Below are 22574 nucleotides of genomic sequence, written 5' to 3' on the forward strand. Positions count from 1 at the left end.
TTTATTTTTTCTTCATTCTGTAAATAGCATAGCCTATTCCCCCAACCAACACATAAGGAATTACCATTAAGTAAACAATCCCATCATTTACAGCTTCGGCTTTCGTTTTGTTTCCTTCACTAGCCAAAGACGCTCTACACATAGCACATTGTGCATTGGAAGTAGTGGCGAAAATAAAAAAGAAGACTAAAGTAAGCCAGAAATTGGAAATCCAACTAAATTTTCTTTTTGGTAACTTTTGAAATGGATTAGTGTACATAATAAGGAGCAATCATAATGTACACAATTACACCCGTTACTGCAACATACAACCAAATTGGAAAAGTGATTTTAGCAATTTTTTTATGCTGGTCAAATTTGGAAGCCAAAGCACGTACATAGCTTATCAAAACTAAAGGGATTACTGCAATAGACAAAATAATATGTGAAATCAATAAAACAAAATAAACCAATCGAATAACGCCTTCTCCTCCAAACTTGGTAGAATCAGAAGTCATATGATAGGCAACATACATCACTAAAAAAGCTAACGACAATGCAATTGCAAAAGTCATCAAACGTTCATGAAGTTTTCTATTTCCTTTTTTTATAGCCATTACAGCAGCAATAAGAACTACAGCTGTTATACCATTAATAGTTGCATAAATAGGAGGTAAAAAAGAAAGCGGTTCTACATCGTAACCCAAATCTTTCAATTTAACATTAAATAAAATAGCTACTACAACAGGTATCACAATAGAAACTAATACAATTAATGTATTGTACTTTTTATCAATAGTTACATTCTCTTTCATAATTATTCGTTTAATAACAGTTTAATATCTTCTTGAATTTCTTTTACTCCTTTGGCCTCTAAGCCATCATAATATAAAATTGGATTTCCGTATTTATCTTTACGACAGCGGATATTTCCATCCTTATCGATCAAAGCAAAAAGTCCTGAATGTTCAAATCCACCACTTACTTTACTATTTTCTCCAGCATACAAATTAAACCCTTTGTTGGCTAAATTAAAAATATAATCTATATCTCCAGTTAAGAAATGCCAATTTGATGATCTAACTCCCAAAGTAGCAGCGTGTTCTTTCAATACTTTAGGGGAATCCGTTTCCGGATCAATACTAATGGAGGCTATTCCAAAATTAGGATTGCCAAAAAACTGTTTTTCGATAACCAACATGCTTTGATTCATCTTTGGACAAATAGTAGGACAACTAGTAAAGAAAAACTCAATTACAAAAACTTTTCCTTTGAAGGTAGCATTAGTAATTTTCAAATTATTCTGATTCGTTAGTTCAAATTTCGGACAAGGCCCAATTAGAACCAAACTTTCGTTTGTAGTTGCTCGACTTTCAACTTTATCCAAGCGATCTGCCGAAGTAACCGATCCATTTTGAATTCGTTCAACTATAGTTGGCACAACTAAAATCCCAAAAACTAAAATGATAAACGATATTCCTATATAGGATTTATTTTTCATTGTCTAGTAAATTAAATTTTTCGTGAAGCATTATGATTTTTCTTAAGTGCTGCACGGTATTCATATAAAATTACTTTAAAATCATCCAGCATTTCATTACTTAATTCAGATGGATGAAAAGTATCATATCCTTCTTTGTAATCTTTATTATCTTTTCTGCCTCTCAAATTTCTTTCTTTATCGAGTATATAAATCATTGAAGTACCCAAATTACTATCTAAATCCCCGACTAATTGTAATTGTTTGTAATACGCATCAATTTCTGTAGGGCTTGCAAATACAAATTGCCATTGAGCCACTTCGGTATAAGTACCCAATGCTTTAAGCACTCGTTCGGCGTCTTTTTCAGTTCCAATTGGACAAAGGTAAACAAACTGTAGGTCTTTAAATTCGTGGTATCTTTGATATACTTTCTGATTTAAATTATACAAGTTTCCTCTATTTTTCAAAAGTTCAGTACCTCCAAAACCTAAAATAGTGACTTTACCATCTAAACTTACTTTATTTCCACTGAGAGACTTCCAATTACCAAAATCAGCGGTTTTAGAAGTAATTATTGGCAACTTAGTATAACTATTTACGCCTGATGCAAAAAAAAGATACGCAACGATAGGCAAAATAAAAAGCACAAATAAAACAATATTTTTTTTCATGGGTTTCTAATAAATATATAAAGAACAAAAATAAAAAAAGGCACGCAAAGCGTACCTCTTTTATTGAATTAATATCGTGTTAAAAATTCCATTTTATGGTAGAATTTTTAAAAACCTCATAAATATAATCTCCTTCTGTCAATAAAATAAAAAGAATATACAGTACTAAAAATACAACGGGGAAAACCACTGCATTTCTCAACGAAGTTTTTTCGCCTTCAATGTGCATAAAAGCCCATACAATATAATATGCTTTGAAAATTGTCAATGCATAAAATATCCAATTTAATAAATTTAACCCAAGAAAATTTGTCATATGAAGTGATTCAGGTTTAATGATACCTAAAATAACTTCTATAATGGTTACTGCAGATAAAATTCCGAAAACTTTCCAGATTCTGCTAGTATTTGATACGTGATCGTGTGACATGATAATTACTTTTATTGAAAATTAAACAAGATAGAATACTGTAAATACAAATACCCAAACTAAATCTACAAAGTGCCAGTATAAACCAACTTTCTCAACCATCTCATAACTTTTTCTTTTTTCATAAGTTCCTAAAAGAACATTAAAAAAGATAATGATATTAATGATAACTCCAGAGAATACGTGAAAACCGTGAAAACCAGTAATGAAGAAGAAGAAATCGGCAAACAATTTATTACCGTATTCGTTTCTAATTAAATTAGCACCTTCAACAACTACTGCAGCATCTTTCAAACGTGCAACAGATTCTTCTCTTGACAATATTGTTTTATGTTTTTCTTTAGTGATCGTTTCTGTTCTAATTAACAAATCAGGGTGTGCTTCAAAACCAGCTTGAACTTCAGCAACAGAATAAGTAGGTAAAGTTGGCTCACTCATAAACCATCTCCCTTTATTTCTAGTCAATTGCTCTCTTTCTTCAGGTAAAGTAGCAGCAAAATCAGCCAAGGCTACTCTATGCCCTTCTTTGTCAACAAATTGAAGTAAACTTCCTCCTTTAGTTTCGATAGCACCATATTCTCCTTTGATGAAATTTTTCCATTCCCAAGCTTGAGAACCAACGAAAATTAAACCTCCAATAATGGTTAAGAACATGTAAATTGTCACTTTCGCTTTGTTTAATTGATGACCTGCATCAACTGCTAAAACCATGGTAACAGAAGAGAAAATCAATATAAATGTCATTAATGCCACATAATACATTGGAGCAGATACTCCGTGTAAGAATGGAAAGTGTGTAAACACTTCATCAGCCAAAGGCCAAGTTTCAATAAATTTAAATCTAGAAAAACCATAAGCTGCTAAAAATCCAGAGAATGTTAAGGCATCTGACACGATAAAAAACCACATCATTAATTTACCATAACTTGCTCCCATTGGCTCATTTCCGCCTCCCCAAGTTTTTTCTTCACTATTTGCAGTAGTAACTGTAGCTCCCATAAAAAGTTATTCGTTAAAAAGTTCCCAAATTTACGTTTTTTTCTTATTTAAAGAAAATTAAAAATAAAAATATATATACCCATAGAATATCAAGAAAGTGCCAATACATTGCACCTAGCTCAATTCCAAGAGTTTGTGATGCATTGTATTTTTGTTTAAAATGATTATAAATTATAATTAAAAGAGAAATTATACCTCCTGCAAGGTGCAACAAGTGCATTACCGTTACAACATAAAGAAAGGTAGTGGTAATCGAACTAGCTTGTCCGGTGAAATAATAGCCTTCAGCCACAATCTGTCCAAAACCTGCAAATTGTAAAATCACAAATAAAATTCCTAATAATAATGTAGATAATAACATTATAGTTGTTTGTCTATAATTGTCTTTTTTAATGGCTTTTTTTGCCAAGAAAAAGCTAAGACTACAACTTAAAATTACAAATGTGCTCCAGTAAAATGCTGTTGGCAATTGAAAATCTTTCAACCAATCTGCTCTTGACTTACTTACTACAAAAGCACTAGTAAGCCCTGCAAACATCATGGTCATACTTACCATCGCAAACAACAAAATCAATTTAGCCGAACGCTCTTTTTTTACTTTTTCTTCGTTTTGTGTCATTGTCATATCCATAACTATCTTAAAAATTTGTCAAATATATAAACTAATTGCAATAGTGTAATGTATGCAACACTAACTAACATTAAGGTTCTTGCCGCTTTAGCTGTTCGTAATTGGTACAATCGAATTGCATACAACAACATCCAAAGTCCTAATAATAAAACAATAACAGCAGCTAATGGTGTAACATACAATTGTCCTGTATACCCTAAAACAGGTAAAAGAGATGCGACAATTAGCCAAATCGTATACAAAATGACTTGCATAGCTGTTCCTTTATCTTTCTTGCCGGTTGGCAACATAAAAAAGCCGGCTTTTTCGTAATCTTCATATAAAAACCAGCCAATTGCCCAAAAGTGAGGAAACTGCCAAAAAAACTGAATCAAAAACAAAGTTCCAGCTTCAATACCGAAATTATTAGTAGCCGCAACCCACCCTAACATAAACGGAATGGCTCCTGGAAAAGCCCCTACGAAAACAGAAAGCGAGGTAACTGTTTTTAACGGCGTATAAACACTGGTGTATAGAAATATTGAAATTGCACCAAACATGGCCGATTTTGGATTGATTGTATACAGTAAAACAATTCCTAAAATAGTAAGTGCAAAAGCAATTATCAATGCCATATTAGACTCCATCCTACCTGACGGTATAGGTCTATTTTTGGTACGATCCATTAAAGCATCTAAATCTTTTTCGATCACTTGATTAAATGCATTAGAAGCGCCCACCATACAATATCCTCCAATAATTAATTTTAGAAGAACTACACCACTTAACGATGCCAAATCAGTTACGCCAATTAAAAAACCAGCTATAGAAGAAAAAACGACACTTACTGCAAGACCTGCTTTAGTGATCGCTTTGAAATCAAAATAAATAGCTTTGAGTGAAATTGTATTCAATGTATTTTGTATAAAAACTGGTGCAAAGATACAAATAAGATTATGGAATTTAGAGCTTGAAAATTAGATTTTTTTTATAGAAAAATACACTTGAAAAATAGTTACTTTTTGCGCTTATCAAATGTAAAATACAAATACAAACTAAGTACAATAATTGCAATTTCAAAAACAATTAATGAAGGAATAATTCCGATTGAATCCGCTAAAAATCCAAGCAAAACTGCCGGTATACCAAAACCTACATAACCAAAAAACATATAACCCGAAACGGCTCTTGCTTTTTGCTCCCCTCCTAAGTCAGCAATAAGCGCTAAACCACCTTGGTAACTAAACCCGTAGGCTGCCAAACCAATACAGGCAGTACCCATTAATACTATTGGTAAAACTCCTAAATACGATCCTAAAATTACTAGTCCAAATCCAAAAGGGATTATGACAAATCCTAATTTTAAGCTGGTTTTGGGAGCAAATCGTTTTCTAATAACGGGTTGAAGAAATCCCCCGGTCCAATTAATTAGCACCAAACAAAAACCAGCATAAGCGGTAAGCCCAAATGTAGCTAGTTGTGTTGGAATTATTGCAATCACAACACCTGTAGTTGCCCAGCAAATAGCAATCGATACATTTATCGGAAAAGATCCTTGAGGAAAATAAGGCAATCTGACTAAAGACCCCCCAATTGGCGGTAATTTGGGAAGAAAGAAAGTGAGTAGTAAACCTATAATTGTAATCCCAACTGCAATGAAATAGGTAAATGGTAAATACGAATAATGAATAAGCAAAGCGATACTCGTCATAAAAGCACCCCCACTAAATCCGATAGCTGTTGCCATTGATGTAGCATTAGCAGCACGAACAGATGCGCTTGCATCAGAATGAAGTAATTCCGAAATGTAAGCAGTTCCTGTTCCCATGCTCAACGCCAAGGCAACCCCTTGAAAAAAACGAGCAAAAATTAAGGCATAAATCGTTGGGAAAATAGTAATAATTAAATTGGAACAAAAAGCTAAAAAAAGACTAAAAATCAATACTGGTTTTCGGCCTATTCGATCCGAAATACCTCCTAAAAATACATAACTTGGCAGCATCCCCAATATATAAGCTGATAAAACTAATGACGTTTGTCCGTTATTGAATCCAGCTAATTCAGCATAAGGACGAAATAATGGCATGGACAAATTGACTGCCAATGTAATGAGGAAAAGAGCAAATGAGATAACCGCAGTAGGTTGTAATTTCATATTTTAATTATAAAAAAATCCCACCTAAGTGGGACTAATTATTTATTTTATGACTGATTTTTTCGAATTTGTTTTGCAACAAGAACAAAAAATAAAGCTAGCAATGCTCCTGTAAAATTTGCCAAAACATCAAAAACATCTCCATTTCTAGTTACTGTAAGTCGGGATTGAAGTATTTCTATTCCGATTCCGAAAAACAAAGAAAAAAACACTGCGCCAATTAAAAGCTTAGTTTGATTTTTCTTTTTTACTTGTTTTTTAAAAAATAAAAACCAAAGTATGGTAAATACAAAATGAAAAAAAGAATGGGCCAATTTATCTAAATTCGGAATGCTAATTGATGGAATATCTGAAGCAGGTGCCAAACAAAAATAGGCGACCACTACTGTCCAGCTGAAGGCAATCCAAAAATAAAGATTGTTAAGCACCAATCAATTCTTTGTATGCGTCACTTGAAAGTAATGAATCCACTTCTGCCAAGTCAGATACTTTTACTTTAATCATCCATCCCGCTCCATAAGGATCAGAATTCACGCTTTCTGGTGCGCTTTCTAATGCATCATTGAATTCAATAATTTCTCCTGACAACGGTAAAAACAAATCAGATACTGTTTTAACAGCTTCTACAGTTCCAAAAACCTCATCTTTATCTAGCGTTTGATCTAAAGTTTCTACTTCAACATAAACAATATCTCCCAATTCTTTTTGAGCGAAATCTGTAATTCCAACGGTAGCAACATCTCCATCGATGCTAACCCATTCGTGATCTTTTGTGTACTTTAAATTTGCAGGTATATTCATAATATTAGGTGTGTATAATTAATTATTGAATTTTGAAAAGCAAAGGTAGTATCTTCATTTGAAAATCAAATTAGAATTGGAAATTAATTTCCGAAATTATATCGAAGTGTAAAACCAGATCGAATATTTGTCAATGGAAAAGTAGTAGACACTACTGCTTTTGAAAATGAATGATCGTAATAAAAAATAGCCGTTAGGTTTTTGCTCAACGAATAATCTGCTGTTAGCTTTAACGACCAAATGTTTTGACCGGCAGCCAATTGATTTTTATTATAATCCAAATATCTTACAATAGTTTGATTGTCTCTTAATGAAACATCTGCTTTTATGTTGATATCACTTTTGATAATTCCGGTTGGATTATCTGCTAAACGCGAAGAGAAAATTACATCCTTAAATCGGTACCCTAATCCAATTATGTATTCTATACCTTTTACTTCTGTCAATAAATTATTGTCAAAACTCATTGATAATGCTCGGTCTTTTTTAATCTCGGTTAGTACTTTTAATGAATTTTTCAACTCAAAATCCATTCGTACTAATGGACTAAATTGTTCTACTAAATTGACGTTGGACATAATGGTTGAGTTTAAAAAATTTCCATTTTTATCCAACCCATTTGGGTTTTTATCGAACTCTAAGTTGGAACGAAATGCATTAATCGTATACGATGATCTGTAATTATGTTGGAACGAAACCCGTTTGAAATTATTCTTGAAAAATTCGTATCGCATAAAACCATTATATCGAATTGACCAATTGGGCAATGGCATACTTTTAAAAATACCTAATGACGCATCCGTAGCATTTGATCCCGAGTAAGCGGCAAGAAAAGCTGGTAACAAAACTGCTTGATTATTTTTTCCAAAACCTAATGGATATCCATCAGTATCTAAATTAGCCGGGTTTCCGATATCTATACCTTTTGCTATTGCTAAACGATTAGCCACAATAATTCGATTGTCTCTAAAATCGTCAAAAGCAGCTGATGAAACTCCATCGCTTTTGGTAAAAGAAGTTGAAATAAGTACGGTTGAAATTGAAAATATTCCAGAACTATAGGGCGATCTTGCATTATAATTTCCGTTTTCAATATCATATTGTTCAGAAAAATTCTCAGAATAGGAACGGTCCATACTCAGGTCAATTTTCAAATCGGGTAGTACATCTACAGTGGCGGTGGCTTTAAAAATAGTATTTTTTACTTGGGTGAAATTTTGGTTGAAATTCGGATAATTAGTCAACCAACCTCTTTTAGCGGCTTCATAGCGAATGTCATCTTGGCTTCCAAAAATAAAACCCATTGTAGGTTTTGAAGAACCAAAAAAACCAATACCTGGAGTATAGCCAGGCATGACCGTTCCACTGTTTTGGGTATAATTCATTTGGATGTTTTTCACACCAGTCAAAACACCAATTAACCCATCCATAAAAGGACTAGATTGGTTTTGTGAATTAGTAGCCTGCACCATTTTTTCTCCTGGTTTTGGAGTGACTAGTTTAGGTCTTGAGTTGATTTGCGCTTTGGATTTAGTTATACCTAAATAACGATAGAAACTTTCCATGTTAAACGTAGCATTCAAATTATTGGAATTGGCATTTTGGATAGTGTTCCCCAAATTATAGGAACTACCGTCTATTTCAATTTCAGACAAAGCCTCAGAAGCACGTTGCCAACTGTAATCAGCAGTGTATGAATAATTCGCTTTTATAAAACCAAAAATTGGGATTTTGTTGATCGGTAATTCATAATTAACCACAAGCTGTTGTTGGTGTTGATTAGGAGTTCCAATATTCCAATAATCATCCCAAACCGTTAGTTCGTTATTCGAGGAATTATCAGCATTTAAATAACTCTTTACAATATTTCCAGAAGATGCTGAATAATTTAATTTTAATGCTTTGGTAAGATTGTAATTGAATCCATATTGATAGTTAAATGCATAATTTCTTCTATATAAAGCATCTAAACCAATTCCTTCTACTCCATCTACTTGTCTAAATTGTTGTCGGTTATATTGTCTAATAATATCTGAATTGAAAGAAATACTAGCCGGTAAAAAATTAAAATTAAAGTCCTGCAGTAATTTCCAATACCCACTTTTTTTCATAAATGCCATTTTGTTAAATGGCTCCAAAGGTTTTGAATTGAAACTATAGGCAAAATCTACTGAAGTAGTAACTTGTTGATCAGCGTAATCTTCGATTTCAAAATCATGACGTTGCACTTCATTAATAGATTGCGAAAATGTGAAATTTTCAGGATCATACAAATGGGATTTACTTTGCGGATTTTTTTCTTTACGCACCCCAATAAAGTTGATACTTGTTCGTTTTGTATAATCGATAGCACGATTGCGAATATTTGCCTTACTATCAGCATCTGTAGTAGTTGTTAGTAATTGCTTCAATCGGATATCTTGATTGAATGGATCGTATTCAGGGGTAATAATTTCTTCTCCCACTCCATAATTAAACGGCAAATTAACACCCCATTTTTTGGGCAATAACTTTCCTAAGTTAACATTAGTAACAATATTGTATTGCTGAATATCTTCGCGACTTCGTTCATTTGGACCTTGCTCCAAAGCCCCAAAACCAATGGTTGTTTTCTTTCCTGAAGCAGAAACCGTTACTAAATCAGCCATATTAGAATCGACATTCAGTATCGCTGCCATACCCCCTTTATTGTCCATATCAGCCAAACGCAATTCATTGAACCAAACCTCTCCTTTAATTCGTCTCGATGTTTCGTTACTTTTTACCCCTACCATCAAGGTTCTAACCAAACCAAAATTAGGATTTCCTTTGATTCCTAATCGCAATTTATTGGTTTTACTTGCCGCTTTTGGATCTAACTGTTCTTCATTTTGATAGTAAATACCATCTTGAGGCAAAGTCGTTGGATCAACTCCCATCGACTGAATTTTTAATTTGGTTAACAACTCTAAAGCGAGATCGATTTGATTTTCATCTGGCCAAACTACCTCAGGACTCAAAGGAGAACAATCTGAATTAGACGATGAAGAGGGTAAAGTTACTTTTAAAGGAATTTCGACTTGGTAGAAGTTTTGGGTAAAATCATTTCCAAAACGAATAAATCCTATCATTTGATTGTCTCGAATCGCAATTTCATTAGGCAAAGATTCTGCGTGTAAAAACATTTTTAATTTGTTAAACTGACGCATGTCTACACTAACATTTTTAAATACTGCCCTTGAATCTCCAGTTTCTAAACCATCTCCAGATACGCGTAAAGAAAGAGATTGCTCATCTTGATTAATAACAGTATTGTTATTATACAATTGCTCTCGTACTACTCCTGGAGGGGTGATATAGTTTATTGGACATCTTTCGTTATTTTGCTGAAGATTCACTGCTAATACATCCAAATCGGTTCTGTCATCATCTACATTGGTATCTCTTACATCCAATGTATTGGTATACCTTCTCCACTCTCCACGAACTAATTCCAATGCACCAAAACGAACCGTAACAGGATTAGCGAATCCTGTCATAAAAAGTCTTATAAATCGAATAGAACGAAAATCGGAAATACTACCTATAGTGTTTTGAGGTTGCGAAACAGGTATTTTAAATTGGATCCATCGGGCATCAGTTGTGGATCCATCGGGCAATGTTACTTGTGTATTTCTAATATCGGTCACAAAATTTTGACCTACTTCCATATTGGGTTTCATATCAATGCCGTATTCATAATACGCATTAATAGTATTCATGGTATTGTCCCGATTGATATCTTCTACATCAGGAAAAGTCGTGGCTCCTCTGTTAGGGGTATCAATAGAAACAGCTGAGTTTCCATCCGTCCCATTGTAATTTTTATAGCGATCCAATACATTACCAGAAGCATTTAAATAATAATTGTAATCGTCTGCCGCAGGATCTGTTTCGGTGGCAAAATTAGAATAGGTAGCTGCTTCATCATCATTTTTAAGACCATCTAGACCAATATCTTGATTGGTTCTGTTCGATGGATTGGTATCAAATGTATAAATTAGTGATTGAGAAGCTGGGACATTTCCCCAAAGTGATCTTGGATTGGCAACAACCTGATCAGGACCTAATCCGTTTTCATACTGTTTTCTTCCGTCTTTGAGGACATCTTCGGAAATCTCTCCTAAATTGAAATATATTTTTCCTGCATTTGATGGCGTTGTAGCGCCTTTTCCAACATAAGGATCTAAAACCCAAAATTGAATATATTCGACATTTCCTTGCTCAAAATTGGTGGAGTTAATGGCTCTCATAATCCCCCCAAAATTATCTCTAGGATTAGACGACACTGCTGAATTGTTATTATAGGGTCCGCGCTCCGAAGGGTAGTAACTCAAATCCAAAGTATTGATTACCTGTGTTTGTCCCTGTGCAATATCCGTTAACGGATATAATTCTTGACTAAAAATCCTTCTTGTTGAATTCAATGAAAGATCGTTGTTTGAAATTCCGCTTGGCTTTTGAGTGTAAAAAACAGGATCTATAGTATACCAAGCTAACCTAGCTCTTTTAAATCCATAGGATAAATCATTGGCACTTTCATTGAAATTATACCTGCTTTCAGAATCATTAACTGGGGTAGATGCCAAACTCCAAGCTAAGGGAGAACGCATGTCAATAGTAGACTGAGATCCTTCAAAATCATCCACATAAATGGTTGATTCCCCTTGAAATTGATCTGCTTTAGGCGTATCGGGTTTCAAGAAAGCAATTTCTCCTTTTACAGAAAGATTAGAAGGAACATCGGTATCAATATTGGGCAATTTATTGGCTAACCTGGTTAAAAAAGGCACCTCTGTTGAAAATGCAGTGTTCACTCCAAAAATGGTATTGTTCACTGATTCCTGTCCAAAACTCGATTTTTGAGTAAATGGTCTCTCGGTCATTTTTAAAAATGTAGCTCCAACTAGAAACTGATCTGAAATCTTATGCTCTACATTCACCCCCATAAAACGTCGGGTTTGTTGGCCAAAAATAGAATTATTCTCTAATGAAACTTCTATAGGTGTATTTGACGCTTGCAGTGAAGGATCTAAAATTTGAACCCTTCCTAATTGATAATTCACACTGTAATCAACACCTTCAACCAATATCCTTCCAGCAGCAGAAACCTTTACAGAACCCTGCGGTACATTAAACGCTCCAATTGGAATTCCTTCACCTGTTGATGATTTATACTTTCCTCGTAATAAAAATTTATTTTTTTCACTATCCTGTAAAGCAGCTGATTGAGTACTTCGATACAGGTTACTAAAAACATATTTCTTTTGATTGGGGTTGTAGGAATCAACACTTTTATAGGATTCGGATGATCCTGGATTTTTTAATTTTGAAAATAATAATTCGCCAAAAGGTTCTTTCACAGTAAAAATAATTCGACCGTTTTGAGCATCAATTGTCAAACCAGGCATAAAGTCAAAAAAACCATCTCCGCCAACCTGTGGATCATTATTATAATTTAATTTATCTAAATTGAATACCTTTAATAAAGGGGTTTCTGCTAATTTATTATCCGGACTTGGATTAACTGGAAAAGGGGAACCTGTAACAGGAGTGATGTAATTTAGTGGAGAAGGATCGGTATACAGAATGTTGAATCTAAAGTCTTCTTTTTTCAATTGATAGCCCCCAGGGATTTGATAAATATTTTTCATCATCAAATTCCAAACTGGATTTTTCACATTAGTCAAGTTGCTTTTCAGCATCTTTAAAATTAAACTTTGTGTAATTACAGCTTGGGTTGCTGGAGTACTTCCTGTTACCAGTGTCGCATCAATTCCATCATTTCCAAATTCACCCACTTGATATACTTGATCACCAATAGTATATTGATAGGCAACTGCTAATACCTCATCATTAGCTAATTTTTGTTGTAGCGAAATATAACCTAACTGAGGATGGAATGTAAATTCATTAGGATTTAACTTTCTTGCATTTTCTAATTTGGAATAATCTTGTCCTTCACGTACTGTAAAATTAAATCCGGCTTGTGCCGTTGCCATTTCACGAATATTAGAGTTCAACAATCCCGTACCAGATTTAATTTGATCTGGATCGTAATCGTTATTTTTATTGTCTGAAGGTGAATTTGGTTGTTGATTAAACATTCCCGATGACGGATCTTTTACTACAACTTCTGCATCTGTAAGCCCGTTTAATTGCGCCTCTCCTAAATCCTGAATGGCAATAATATTTCGAATATTATTATTCGTAGTAGTAATTCGATTTTGCCTATTAGTTACCCAAACTTCTATACGATTGATTTGAACTCTACTATTAATAAAAGGGTAGTTGGAAAGTGCTTTATCGTAATTATTTCGAAAGTATTGGGACAAGAAAAAATGGCGATCACTATCGTAATCCAATGCAAATATTTCGAAATTTTGAATGGCACCCCCGCCTTCGGCAACAATACTTTTGGTTTGTGATTTTTGTTCAGAGAACACTCCCGTAACCGTAGTTTTTCCAAATTGCAATTTTGTTTTTACCCCAAATAAACTTTGTGCTCCTCGAATTAAAGTACTATTCAAAGGCATGCTCACATTACCCACTTCAATATTCTGAATAATCGCATCTTCTGAAGCACTATACGTTGGGTCATAGGCGATTTTAAATATATTTTGAAACGAAAAAGTAGATTGGGTATCATAATTGGCATTAACACTTAGTCGTTTTCCCACCTTTCCCGTTAAACCTAAACTAATTCTTTGGTTAAAATCAAATGTAGTTGTTGTACGATTCCTAGGAGAAAAAGAGGGATTGTCTTGCTTGGTATACCGAAGACCTAAATCCATTTCTACTGAACCGGTTGGTTTTACATCAATTGTATTCCCTCCAAAAATGGTTTCAAACAATCCTGATTTAACATAATACTTTGGTAATAAATCTTTTTTGGCCGCTTCTGTTCCTTGTTTTTTACCCTCTACAGCATCTAATTTTTTCCTAAAATAGGAACGCATTGATTCTTTGAGAACCAAACTTTCATATTCTTTTGGCGTTAAAATAATAGGATAATCAATTGTAAAACCATTAACCGAATTGGTATAAACATAACGGTCCGTTACAGGGTCATAGGTATAGCCCGACAAAATACTTTTGGGGTCTTTAATAGTAATTTTACCTATTGAAAACCCTTTTTTAATCGTATCTTGAACTACTGGTGTAACTTGAGCTTGAGCAGCACAAGTGGCAAATAAAATTAGCAATAGCTTGCAAATTTTATTCATGAAATTCCCTGTTTCTTTATGCAATTACAAACTTTTTAATGCTTTTTTAATAATCGATTCAACCGAAGCATCTGGATCTTCTTTGATGATTTTTTCTACTACCTTTTCGGATGTTTTTCGAACAAAACCTAAAACCTCCAAAGCAGATAACGCTTCATCTCTGTTTGTATTGTTTAATACCATGGAAACTTCATCTAAATCATATAATTTCAAGACTTTGTCTTGTAAATCTAGGATAACTCTCTGGGCCGTTTTGATTCCAATTCCTTTTATGGATTGAACCGTGCCTACATCACCTGAGGCAATCGCTTGAATTATTTGTTTAGGTTCTAAAGAAGATAGCATCGTTCTGGCTATACTTGCCCCGATTCCCGATACTGATAATAACATTTTAAATATTTCACGTTCTGATTTTTCAAAAAATCCAAACAAAGTATGCGCATCTTCTTTGACTTGAAGATAGGTAAATAATTTGATCTGATCGGAATTGGGAAGTAACGAATACGTATGCAACGAAATGTTGATATGATACCCTACTCCGCCACAATCAATAACAACTTCGGTCGGGTTTTTTTCAACTAATTTGCCTTGAATATGTGCTATCATAATTATGTATAGGAATTATCTCTTTGTTACTTTTTTTGTTTTTCTTGTGCGTCAATTACAGCTATAGCAGACATATTCACCATTTCTTCAACACTCGCACCCAATTGAAATATATGAACGGGTTTACCCATTCCCAACATAATTGGCCCTATAGATTCTACATTATTCAATTCTTTCAACAATTTATAGGTAATATTAGCCGACTCTAAATTAGGAAATATTAAAGTGTTGACTTTTTTGCCAGCCAATTTTGAAAAAGGAAATTTTTTCTCCAACATCTCTTGATTTAAAGCAAAGTCAGCCTGGATTTCTCCATCCACAATCAAATCAGGATGGTTTTTATGTAAATAAGCAACTGCTTCTCTTACTTTACCAGCGCCTTCGTTGGTTGAAGAGCCAAAATTTGAAAAAGAAACCATCGCAATGACTGGCTCAATACCAAACATTCTGGCAGAATTAGCAGTCATAATGGCAATTTTGGCTAAATCATCAGCTGATGGATTAATATTAATTGCAGTATCCGATAAAAACATGGGGCCACGAGCCGTTAACATCATATTGGTAGTAGCTACTAAAGATGCTCCTGGAGCTTTTTCGATCAACTGTAACATCGGTTTTACTACGGATGGATAACTTCTAGAATGTCCTGAAACCAAAGCATCTGCTTCACCTTCATTGACCATCATTGCCGCAAAATAATTTCTTTCGCGCATTAATTTTTGAGCATCCAACAAGGAGATTCCTCTTCTTTGTCTTGTTTTCCAAAACGAAGATGCAAAGCGATTTCTTCGTTCTTCTTCTCCAACTTTAGGATCAATTATAACCACATCAGCATCAAATCCTATCTCCGATTTTAATTCTAAAATTACCTCTTTATCTCCCAATAATATCGGAAAACCAATACCCTCTTCATGAACAATTTGCGCTGCTTTCAAAACATCTAAATGATCTGCTTCAGCAAACACAATACGCTTTGGTTCTCTTTTCGCTCTATTGGTTATCAAACGAACCATTTTATTATCATTCCCTAATCGTTCTAATAGCGATTCTTCGTATTCGTTCCAATCGGTAATTGGATTTAACGCCACACCCGAATCCATAGCTGCTTTTGCAACAGCAGGTGCAACTACAGTTATTAATCTAGGATCAAATGGAGATGGAATGATATATTCTCTACCAAAAGTTAATTTGGTTACACCATAAGCTATGTTTACTTGTTCTGGCACATTTTCTTTTGCCAAAGCCGCTAAAGCTCTAACAGCTGCCATTTTCATGGCTTCATTAATTTTAGTGGCACGAACATCTAATGCACCTCTAAATATATAAGGAAACCCAAGAACATTATTCACTTGGTTCGGAAAATCAGATCTTCCTGTGGCCATAATAATATCTTTTCGAGTCGCTATTGCTAAATTATAATCAATTTCTGGAACTGGATTGGCCATGGCAAAAACAATAGGATTGTCAGCCATAGTCAATAACATTTCAGGCGACATGATATCTCCTGAAGAGAGACCTAAGAAAATGTCTGCGTCTACTAAGGCTTCCGCCAAAGTCATTTGAGGTATGTCCTTAGCATATTTTTGTTGTAAAGGCGAGAGTGAAGGATTGTCTTTGGTCAACAAACCTTTGCTGTTAAACATTAGAATGTTTTCTAATTTAACCCCAAGCAAAATATATAAATCGGCGCAAGCTAAAGCAGCTGATCCCGCTCCTGAAACTACCATTTTCATATCTTCTGCTTTTTTTCCTGCCAATTCTAAAGCATTTAAAAGTGCTGCAGATGAGATAATTGCTGTTCCGTGTTGGTCATCATGCATTACCGGAATATTTAACTCCTCTACTAAACGTCGCTCAATTTCGAAGGATTCTGGCGCTTTAATATCTTCCAAATTGATCCCTCCAAAAGTAGGCGCGATGTTTTTAACTGTTTGAATAAACTCTTCAACATTTTTAGTATCAACTTCAATATCAAAAACATCAATTCCAGCAAAAATCTTAAATAAAACTCCTTTTCCCTCCATCACTGGCTTTGAAGCTTCAGGACCAATATCACCTAATCCTAAAACAGCTGTACCATTGGAGATTACAGCAACTAAATTTCCTTTTGTAGTATATTTATATACGTCGTTGACGTCTTTTGCAATTTCTAAACAAGGCTCCGCAACACCTGGTGAATAGGCCAAAGATAAATCTCTTTGAGTAGCATATTTTTTAGTTGGAATAACCTGGATTTTACCTGGTTGTGGATGGGAATGATATAATAACGCCTCGCTTTTTTTAGTATTTTTATCCATTTCATTTTGAATTTTGAGATGCACAAAGATAGAACTCTTGAACTAAAAAAAGGATTTTAGAACGAGTCTTTTGCAAAATGCAAAAAGCTGCATCAATTGCAGCTTTTCTATCTATTTAGTTAACACTATTGGGTAATATATGAATTCAAATGGTTGATGGTGTCTTTTTGAATTTCAATAATCGCTTTGACCACATCACTGATCGAAATGATTCCTACTACAACATCATTATCCATCACGGGCAAATGCCTTATTTTTTTAGTATTCATCAATTCCATACAATAGTCTAAATTATCGGAGGGTTTAATGCAAATTACTTCACTAACCATAATCTCTTTTACTAATGTATCTTTTGATGACTTGTCTTTCAAAACAATTTTACGGGCATAATCTCTTTCCGAAAGAATCCCTTTTAAAACAGTATCCTCAATTACGAGGATTGCTCCAATATTTTTTTCACTCATGATAGTCAATGCTTCAAACACTGTATTGGTTGAAAGTACTGAATATACATCTTTGCCTTTTGAACTAAGAATTTGATTTACAGTCATATTATTACGATTTAGTGAACCCTAAAGTTAAGAAAATAATCTTTCGAAGAACAAAAAATCTATTTACTGGATGCCAAATATTCTTTGATGTTGATTCCTTCTGGCAGTCGACCTACATTTTGTAGTTTCAAAACAGCTAATTTTTGTGCAATCGTAATCGTTTCTTCAAAATCTTTACCTAACAAACGAGCATATAAAAAACCCGTCCAAAAAGCATCTCCGGCTCCAGTAGTATCTTTGATGTCGTCTATTTGAGTAGCTTGTTGATGAAACATTCCATGTTCTTTATCTGATAAAACTACGCCATCTTTCCCTTTGGTTAAACAAATGGTAGACGCACCTAATTCGTGAAAATAGTCAAAAATATAATCCTCAGTTTTAGAGGCTGCGAAGAGACGGTAACAATCGTCTTCACTCAATTTTACTAACGGATTTGTTGACAAATAATCTCTCAAAACTCGTTTTGCTTCTTCTCTGTCTGGCCAAATACGTTCGGAAAAATTGATATCAATACTTGTTTGCAAACCTAATGATTTGGCTTTTTTTGCTCTTTCAACAATCGTCGAACGCGCTGGATTTTTGCTTAATGCAAAACAGGTGGTGTGGAAAATCTTGGCGCTTTCTAATAATTCATCTGGAATTTGAGATGGCAAAATTTGATAGTCGGCTTCTCTATACGGAATAAAATCAGGTGTTCCTGTAGATTTAGAAACAAAAATCACAGAGGTTGGCTCTGTTTCAGATTTTCTAACCTGAGAAGTAATTACATGATTGTCTTTTAACTTTCGTACGATATATTCACCAAGTCCATCCTCACCACAAGTAGCTACTATAACTGATTTTAATCCCAAACGTGTCGCATTAACAGCAACATTAGTTGGCGAACCACCTAAAAATCGGTGGTAATCTTTGGTTCTATTAATAGAAGTATTTACTTCGTGTCCTATAAAATCTATAAGTACCTCTCCGGCACAGATCAAGTCTATTTCTTTTTCCAATGGTAACGAACTATTTGTATTAATTATTTTTGAGTACCCTTTTTTGATTGAATTAATAAAGTACAAGCTGCACCAATTAACAGTAATACCCCCGCAAAACTAATGGCTAATCGGGCATCATTATTCAAGAAATTTTTAAGAATATATCCAAAAGTTAGGTTTTGAAAAATCATTGGAATAACAATCATCATATTGATAATGCCCATGTAAACACCATAACGCTCTTTAGGAATATCATTTACAATAATCAAATAAGGGATTCCCATCATACTTGCCCAACCAATTCCATAACCAATAATAATAGCAAAAAAGAAATACTCATTGTGTATTGTTGGGAAAATTAAAAAACTAGCACCTGCTAAAATTAAACACGCAAAGTGAACTAATTTCGGACTGTATTTTTTGGCTAATTTTGCCAAATAAAAGGCAACAGAAAAGGTGATTACAAAACCAAAAGCCCCAATTAAACCATTCCATTCTACTGCATTCTCATAAAGCGATTTGTCTTTTGGTGTCGCATCCCAAACAGAAAGCGCAATACTTTTGGCGTTGTTTTGCCAATAACACATTAAGGCGTACCATTGAAATAAATACACTAAAAACAATTGCCACATCACTTTGGGCATTTCTAAAACTGCTTTATAAATATCTATAAAAGGAGAAAATATATTTAATGGTTCAGCTTTTAAACGCACTAATTCTTCTGCTGTTGGCGGAATTTCCGGAGTTTTTTTCATACTCCACCAAATGGAAGTAATGGACAGAACCGATCCCAGAAAAAAGGAGGCATAAATCCAATTGGGTAATGCACCTGTATAACCCACAAAAACTATTGGAAATAGAAATAGCGAAATATAGGATAAAAATTGTCCAAATCCAGTAAAGAAACTTTGCGCTTGAAAACCTGTAGGTTGTTGCTCTTCATCTAAAGTATCGGCAACGAAAGCTCTATAGGGTTCCATAGCCGTATTATTACCAACATCCAATAACAATAATAAACCTGCCGCCATCCAAAGTGAACTACTAAAAGGATATAATAATAAAGCCACACTGCAAATCATTGCTCCGACAAAGAAATACGGTTTACGTCGTCCCCAACGCGGGTGCCACGTTTTGTCACTCATTGCCCCAATGATGGGCTGAATTAATAATCCTGTTAAAGGTCCTGCCAAGTTCAAAATCGGAATTTGATCAGGATTAGCACCTAAAAAATCATAAATAGGATTCACAGCACTTTGTTGTAAACCAAAACTATATTGGATCCCGAAAAATCCAACATTCATATTTATTATTTGCCAAAAATTTAGTTTTAATTTCGAACTCATCCTGTATGGTTATTTGGTTAGCTTGTAAAAGTAAATGTAAAATCTCAATTTAAAACCCTATTAAACCAAAAAACGTTTTCGCAATAGGCGAAAACGTTTTCGAGTTAAAGAAAATATGTAATTTGATTTTATTCCCTATTCTTTTGCAAAAGGAATAATGATCTTGGTTTCCCATTCTAATTCATTACCTCCATTAAATGGGTTGGCTAGGAAATATTCGACAACTTTTGTATCTAATGTAACATTTTGTTTTTTTGCATAATCTAGCAAAGCGAACCAAGCTCTATCCGAAGTTCTGAAATTGCCAAAATAAGTTGCTTTTAAGCCTTTAACTGCAGGGATAGTTTTGAATTTTACATTTGGATTTGCGACAAATTTGGCATCCTTCGGAATTGGGAAACAATAATTAAATTGAAGTATCTCTTTGTCTTGATCCCAATGTGTAACTTCAACAAATGGCTTTCCAATAATTTTAATTTTATTAGTAAACAAATAACCCGTTATGATATTATCGTTAGCGATCATGGTTTGTGCTTTTTCTTGCATCACACTAGTAAGGCTTATATAAGCTATGTTTGCTGAAGTTGATTCGCCTTCGCCATCAATTCGTACCTTAAATGCTTTTAAATGCTCCTCTAATCCCGCTTTGAAATCTTTAATGCGTGCAATTTGCTTTTCGCGAAAAGGAGTTGAAATAAAGGGAGCCGTAAGTTTGTTATACCAACTGTGATTCTCGTCTTTAATATCAACTACAATTTTTGTGGTAGAATCATTTACGGAAGAAAGCGACCAGGTATATACCAAATCTTCATCTCCTTTATGTAATTCTTGTTTGATAAAATCGAAGTTTCTTTTTTCAATTGTGGTGTAACTTTCAGCATTGGATTTAGATTTTACAACAGACCAATCTTGAATTCCCTGAAAAATTGTTCCTGTAGCTGTTTTGGCTTCAAAACGTATGGTATAATCGGACGGCTTCAATAAAAAATACCAAGCAACAAAAGCGATTAGTATGACAACAATTGATCCTTTAATTTTAGTATTCATTGTACTTATTTATTATTATTTTGATTTAAAAAAACTGATTTCTGAATTAATATAATTCCCCAAATTCGCTCCTTGTACAACCCCATTTTCAATGGCTGCTCGGTAATGAATTCCGCCATACAATCTACTCATTGAAGCTTCTGAAGCCGCTTGTTTGAATGATTTAAAATTTCTTTTCGGCAAACCAAAAGGAATTTCAGAATCATCTGTATAACTAAAATTATCTCCAAATATTTCTGTCAAAATTACTGACGAACATGAAGAAACTACTGAATGTCCGCTGGTATATTCAGGAAAAGGAGGCGTTTGCAATTGCGGCTTCCAATCTTCGTCAATATACAAGTTGATATAAGTCTCTGGACGAATCACATTCGTTCTGTATTTTTCGTGCCAACAACTAATAAAACTTTCAAAGATACCAATAGAGGTTTTGGTGAATGCAAAAACGGTAGTTTCAAAATTGGATTTCGTTTTCTTCAATGCAATTTTGGCAATATTAATCCAGTGGGCATCAGGTGTATTTTTCTTTTTTGCAAACATCATATGACCCTGAGTAACCGTTGCATAAGGGTTGCAATCCCAAAAAGTGGCAATGGCAGATTCTTCAGGAATTGTAGTAGTCTTAGCGTTTTCAATAGCTAATAATCCCTCCGATATTTTATTTCCTACTTCATAAGTTTCTTTGGCTTCTTTATAAAACAAAGAGTTCTTATCGGTTGAAAATGGATGTGGCGCTTTAGGCTTAAATTGTGAGGCCGAATCCATTACTAAAGTTCTGATTTCACCCCAATGTGGTTCTACTCCGTCCATGTAAGCTGGTGGTGTTGGTTGCCATCTTCCGGCTTGATCGGTATGAACAGAATACTTAGGAAAAGTTCTCGTTTGTTTGTAGTTGTCTTTACCCATCCAAATTTTAATTCTATCGACAACTTTTAATGCATATTCTTTAGAAACTTCAAATTCTTTTTTGTTTTCAGAGCCCCACTTCTCGTACAAACTATCTCTGTATTTTTCTAATGCTTCTTCTGAGAAAATCAATTGTTTACTCACTTCCATATGCGCAATTAAAGCGGCTAATTTTTTATTCACTCCGCTTTTCGCATCCAATACTGGAATGGAATCCAAACCATTTAACTGTCCCTGAAGACTTTCATACTTAGTACTGTTTTGCGCAATAATCTCATAAGCTGCTATATTGGGATAGACATAAATTCTACTCGCAACTGGTGGAGAGAAAATATCATGCACCATGATTCCGGTTACGGTATCAACTGCAGCACAATAATCATCTGTTGTTACAACAATAGGTTGGTCTTTTTTACAAGCGCTAAAAAGAACCAATAGCAATCCTAAAAGAGAAATTTTAGTTTTCATTTTA

Annotated in this window: 19 protein-coding genes; all 19 read right to left on the reverse strand. The window is 34.2% G+C overall.

All coding sequences use genetic code 11. The annotated features are described in order from the left end of the window. Position 1: 1 nt before the first annotated feature. The 19 genes from LPC21_RS01185 to LPC21_RS01275 all read right to left on the reverse strand — a co-directional run bounded on the left by LPC21_RS01185 (position 2) and on the right by LPC21_RS01275 (position 22570). Positions 2 to 259, reverse strand: a complete 258-nt coding sequence (locus LPC21_RS01185; protein WP_229317604.1) for a hypothetical protein — start codon at positions 257 to 259, stop codon at positions 2 to 4. After that, positions 249 to 794 carry a DUF420 domain-containing protein gene (locus LPC21_RS01190; protein WP_229317605.1) on the reverse strand — a complete coding sequence of 182 codons (546 nt, stop codon included), beginning with the start codon at positions 792 to 794 and terminating at the stop codon, positions 249 to 251. The genes LPC21_RS01185 and LPC21_RS01190 overlap by 11 nt, the downstream gene beginning before the upstream one ends. 2 nt (positions 795 to 796) lie before the next feature. After that, complete coding sequence (locus LPC21_RS01195) at positions 797 to 1480, reverse strand: SCO family protein (RefSeq protein ID WP_229317606.1); 684 nt, start codon at positions 1478 to 1480, stop codon at positions 797 to 799. Between the two features lie 11 nt (positions 1481 to 1491). After that, positions 1492 to 2133 (reverse strand): hypothetical protein, encoded by a 642-nt coding sequence (locus tag LPC21_RS01200; RefSeq protein WP_229317607.1) that lies wholly within the window; start codon positions 2131 to 2133, stop codon positions 1492 to 1494. A 79-nt stretch (positions 2134 to 2212) separates the two neighbouring features. Then, positions 2213 to 2563 (reverse strand): cytochrome C oxidase subunit IV family protein, encoded by a 351-nt coding sequence (locus LPC21_RS01205; protein ID WP_229317608.1) that lies wholly within the window; start codon positions 2561 to 2563, stop codon positions 2213 to 2215. 21 nt (positions 2564 to 2584) lie between these two features. Then, the gene (locus tag LPC21_RS01210; protein ID WP_229317609.1) at positions 2585 to 3562 is read right to left on the reverse strand and encodes a cytochrome c oxidase subunit 3; all 978 of its coding nucleotides are present in this window, start codon (positions 3560 to 3562) and stop codon (positions 2585 to 2587) included. Between the two features lie 43 nt (positions 3563 to 3605). Beyond that, entirely contained in the window at positions 3606 to 4193 is a 588-nt protein-coding gene (locus LPC21_RS01215) for a cytochrome c oxidase subunit 3 (RefSeq protein WP_229317614.1), read from the reverse strand. Positions 4194 to 4195: 2 nt separating this feature from the next. Next, on the reverse strand, positions 4196 to 5098 hold the full coding sequence (gene cyoE, locus LPC21_RS01220) for a heme o synthase (RefSeq protein ID WP_229318596.1): 903 nt from the start codon (positions 5096 to 5098) through the stop codon (positions 4196 to 4198). Between the two features lie 89 nt (positions 5099 to 5187). Then, positions 5188 to 6327, reverse strand: coding sequence for an MFS transporter (locus LPC21_RS01225; protein WP_229317616.1), 1140 nt, complete (start codon positions 6325 to 6327; stop codon positions 5188 to 5190). 47 nt (positions 6328 to 6374) lie between these two features. Then, positions 6375 to 6755: a VanZ family protein gene (locus tag LPC21_RS01230; RefSeq protein ID WP_229317618.1), complete on the reverse strand. Its 381-nt coding sequence runs from the start codon at positions 6753 to 6755 to the stop codon at positions 6375 to 6377. Then, a complete protein-coding gene (gene gcvH, locus LPC21_RS01235; RefSeq protein WP_229317620.1) occupies positions 6748 to 7128 on the reverse strand; it encodes a glycine cleavage system protein GcvH in 381 nt (126 codons plus the stop codon). The genes LPC21_RS01230 and gcvH overlap by 8 nt, the downstream gene beginning before the upstream one ends. Positions 7129 to 7211: 83 nt before the next feature. After that, complete coding sequence (sov, locus tag LPC21_RS01240) at positions 7212 to 14372, reverse strand: T9SS outer membrane translocon Sov/SprA (protein ID WP_229317622.1); 7161 nt, start codon at positions 14370 to 14372, stop codon at positions 7212 to 7214. A 24-nt stretch (positions 14373 to 14396) separates the two neighbouring features. Then, positions 14397 to 14978 (reverse strand): Holliday junction branch migration protein RuvA, encoded by a 582-nt coding sequence (gene ruvA / locus LPC21_RS01245; RefSeq protein WP_229317624.1) that lies wholly within the window; start codon positions 14976 to 14978, stop codon positions 14397 to 14399. Between the two features lie 26 nt (positions 14979 to 15004). Then, complete coding sequence (locus LPC21_RS01250; protein WP_229317625.1) at positions 15005 to 17275, reverse strand: NADP-dependent malic enzyme; 2271 nt, start codon at positions 17273 to 17275, stop codon at positions 15005 to 15007. 125 nt (positions 17276 to 17400) lie between these two features. Beyond that, entirely contained in the window at positions 17401 to 17826 is a 426-nt protein-coding gene (locus tag LPC21_RS01255; RefSeq protein WP_229317626.1) for a CBS domain-containing protein, read from the reverse strand. A 59-nt stretch (positions 17827 to 17885) separates the two neighbouring features. Next, positions 17886 to 18824, reverse strand: a complete 939-nt coding sequence (locus LPC21_RS01260; protein ID WP_229317627.1) for a carbohydrate kinase family protein — start codon at positions 18822 to 18824, stop codon at positions 17886 to 17888. Between the two features lie 23 nt (positions 18825 to 18847). Then, the gene (locus tag LPC21_RS01265; protein ID WP_229317628.1) at positions 18848 to 20149 is read right to left on the reverse strand and encodes an MFS transporter; all 1302 of its coding nucleotides are present in this window, start codon (positions 20147 to 20149) and stop codon (positions 18848 to 18850) included. A gap of 135 nt (positions 20150 to 20284) precedes the next feature. Continuing rightward, positions 20285 to 21196: a GyrI-like domain-containing protein gene (locus tag LPC21_RS01270; protein WP_229317629.1), complete on the reverse strand. Its 912-nt coding sequence runs from the start codon at positions 21194 to 21196 to the stop codon at positions 20285 to 20287. Positions 21197 to 21211: 15 nt separating this feature from the next. Further along, positions 21212 to 22570, reverse strand: coding sequence for a vanadium-dependent haloperoxidase (locus LPC21_RS01275; RefSeq protein ID WP_229317630.1), 1359 nt, complete (start codon positions 22568 to 22570; stop codon positions 21212 to 21214). Positions 22571 to 22574: the final 4 nt, after the last annotated feature.

It is taken from the genome of Flavobacterium ammoniigenes, assembly GCF_020886055.1.
GTDB lineage: Bacteria > Bacteroidota > Bacteroidia > Flavobacteriales > Flavobacteriaceae > Flavobacterium > Flavobacterium ammoniigenes.

What these genes read in the sequence shown, in the direction of transcription:
- gcvH (WP_229317620.1), bottom strand. Translation starts at nt 7,128, where the DNA reads ATGAATATACCTGCAAATTTAAAGTACACAAAAGATCACGAATGGGTT.
- LPC21_RS01210 (WP_229317609.1), bottom strand. Translation starts at nt 3,562, where the DNA reads ATGGGAGCTACAGTTACTACTGCAAATAGTGAAGAAAAAACTTGGGGA.
- LPC21_RS01255 (WP_229317626.1), bottom strand. Translation starts at nt 17,826, where the DNA reads ATGACTGTAAATCAAATTCTTAGTTCAAAAGGCAAAGATGTATATTCA.
- LPC21_RS01215 (WP_229317614.1), bottom strand. Translation starts at nt 4,193, where the DNA reads ATGGATATGACAATGACACAAAACGAAGAAAAAGTAAAAAAAGAGCGT.
- LPC21_RS01190 (WP_229317605.1), bottom strand. Translation starts at nt 794, where the DNA reads ATGAAAGAGAATGTAACTATTGATAAAAAGTACAATACATTAATTGTA.
- LPC21_RS01205 (WP_229317608.1), bottom strand. Translation starts at nt 2,563, where the DNA reads ATGTCACACGATCACGTATCAAATACTAGCAGAATCTGGAAAGTTTTC.
- LPC21_RS01195 (WP_229317606.1), bottom strand. Translation starts at nt 1,480, where the DNA reads ATGAAAAATAAATCCTATATAGGAATATCGTTTATCATTTTAGTTTTT.
- LPC21_RS01185 (WP_229317604.1), bottom strand. Translation starts at nt 259, where the DNA reads ATGTACACTAATCCATTTCAAAAGTTACCAAAAAGAAAATTTAGTTGG.
- LPC21_RS01270 (WP_229317629.1), bottom strand. Translation starts at nt 21,196, where the DNA reads ATGAATACTAAAATTAAAGGATCAATTGTTGTCATACTAATCGCTTTT.
- LPC21_RS01265 (WP_229317628.1), bottom strand. Translation starts at nt 20,149, where the DNA reads ATGAGTTCGAAATTAAAACTAAATTTTTGGCAAATAATAAATATGAAT.
- sov (WP_229317622.1), bottom strand. Translation starts at nt 14,372, where the DNA reads ATGAATAAAATTTGCAAGCTATTGCTAATTTTATTTGCCACTTGTGCT.
- LPC21_RS01250 (WP_229317625.1), bottom strand. Translation starts at nt 17,275, where the DNA reads ATGGATAAAAATACTAAAAAAAGCGAGGCGTTATTATATCATTCCCAT.
- ruvA (WP_229317624.1), bottom strand. Translation starts at nt 14,978, where the DNA reads ATGATAGCACATATTCAAGGCAAATTAGTTGAAAAAAACCCGACCGAA.
- LPC21_RS01200 (WP_229317607.1), bottom strand. Translation starts at nt 2,133, where the DNA reads ATGAAAAAAAATATTGTTTTATTTGTGCTTTTTATTTTGCCTATCGTT.
- LPC21_RS01275 (WP_229317630.1), bottom strand. Translation starts at nt 22,570, where the DNA reads ATGAAAACTAAAATTTCTCTTTTAGGATTGCTATTGGTTCTTTTTAGC.
- LPC21_RS01225 (WP_229317616.1), bottom strand. Translation starts at nt 6,327, where the DNA reads ATGAAATTACAACCTACTGCGGTTATCTCATTTGCTCTTTTCCTCATT.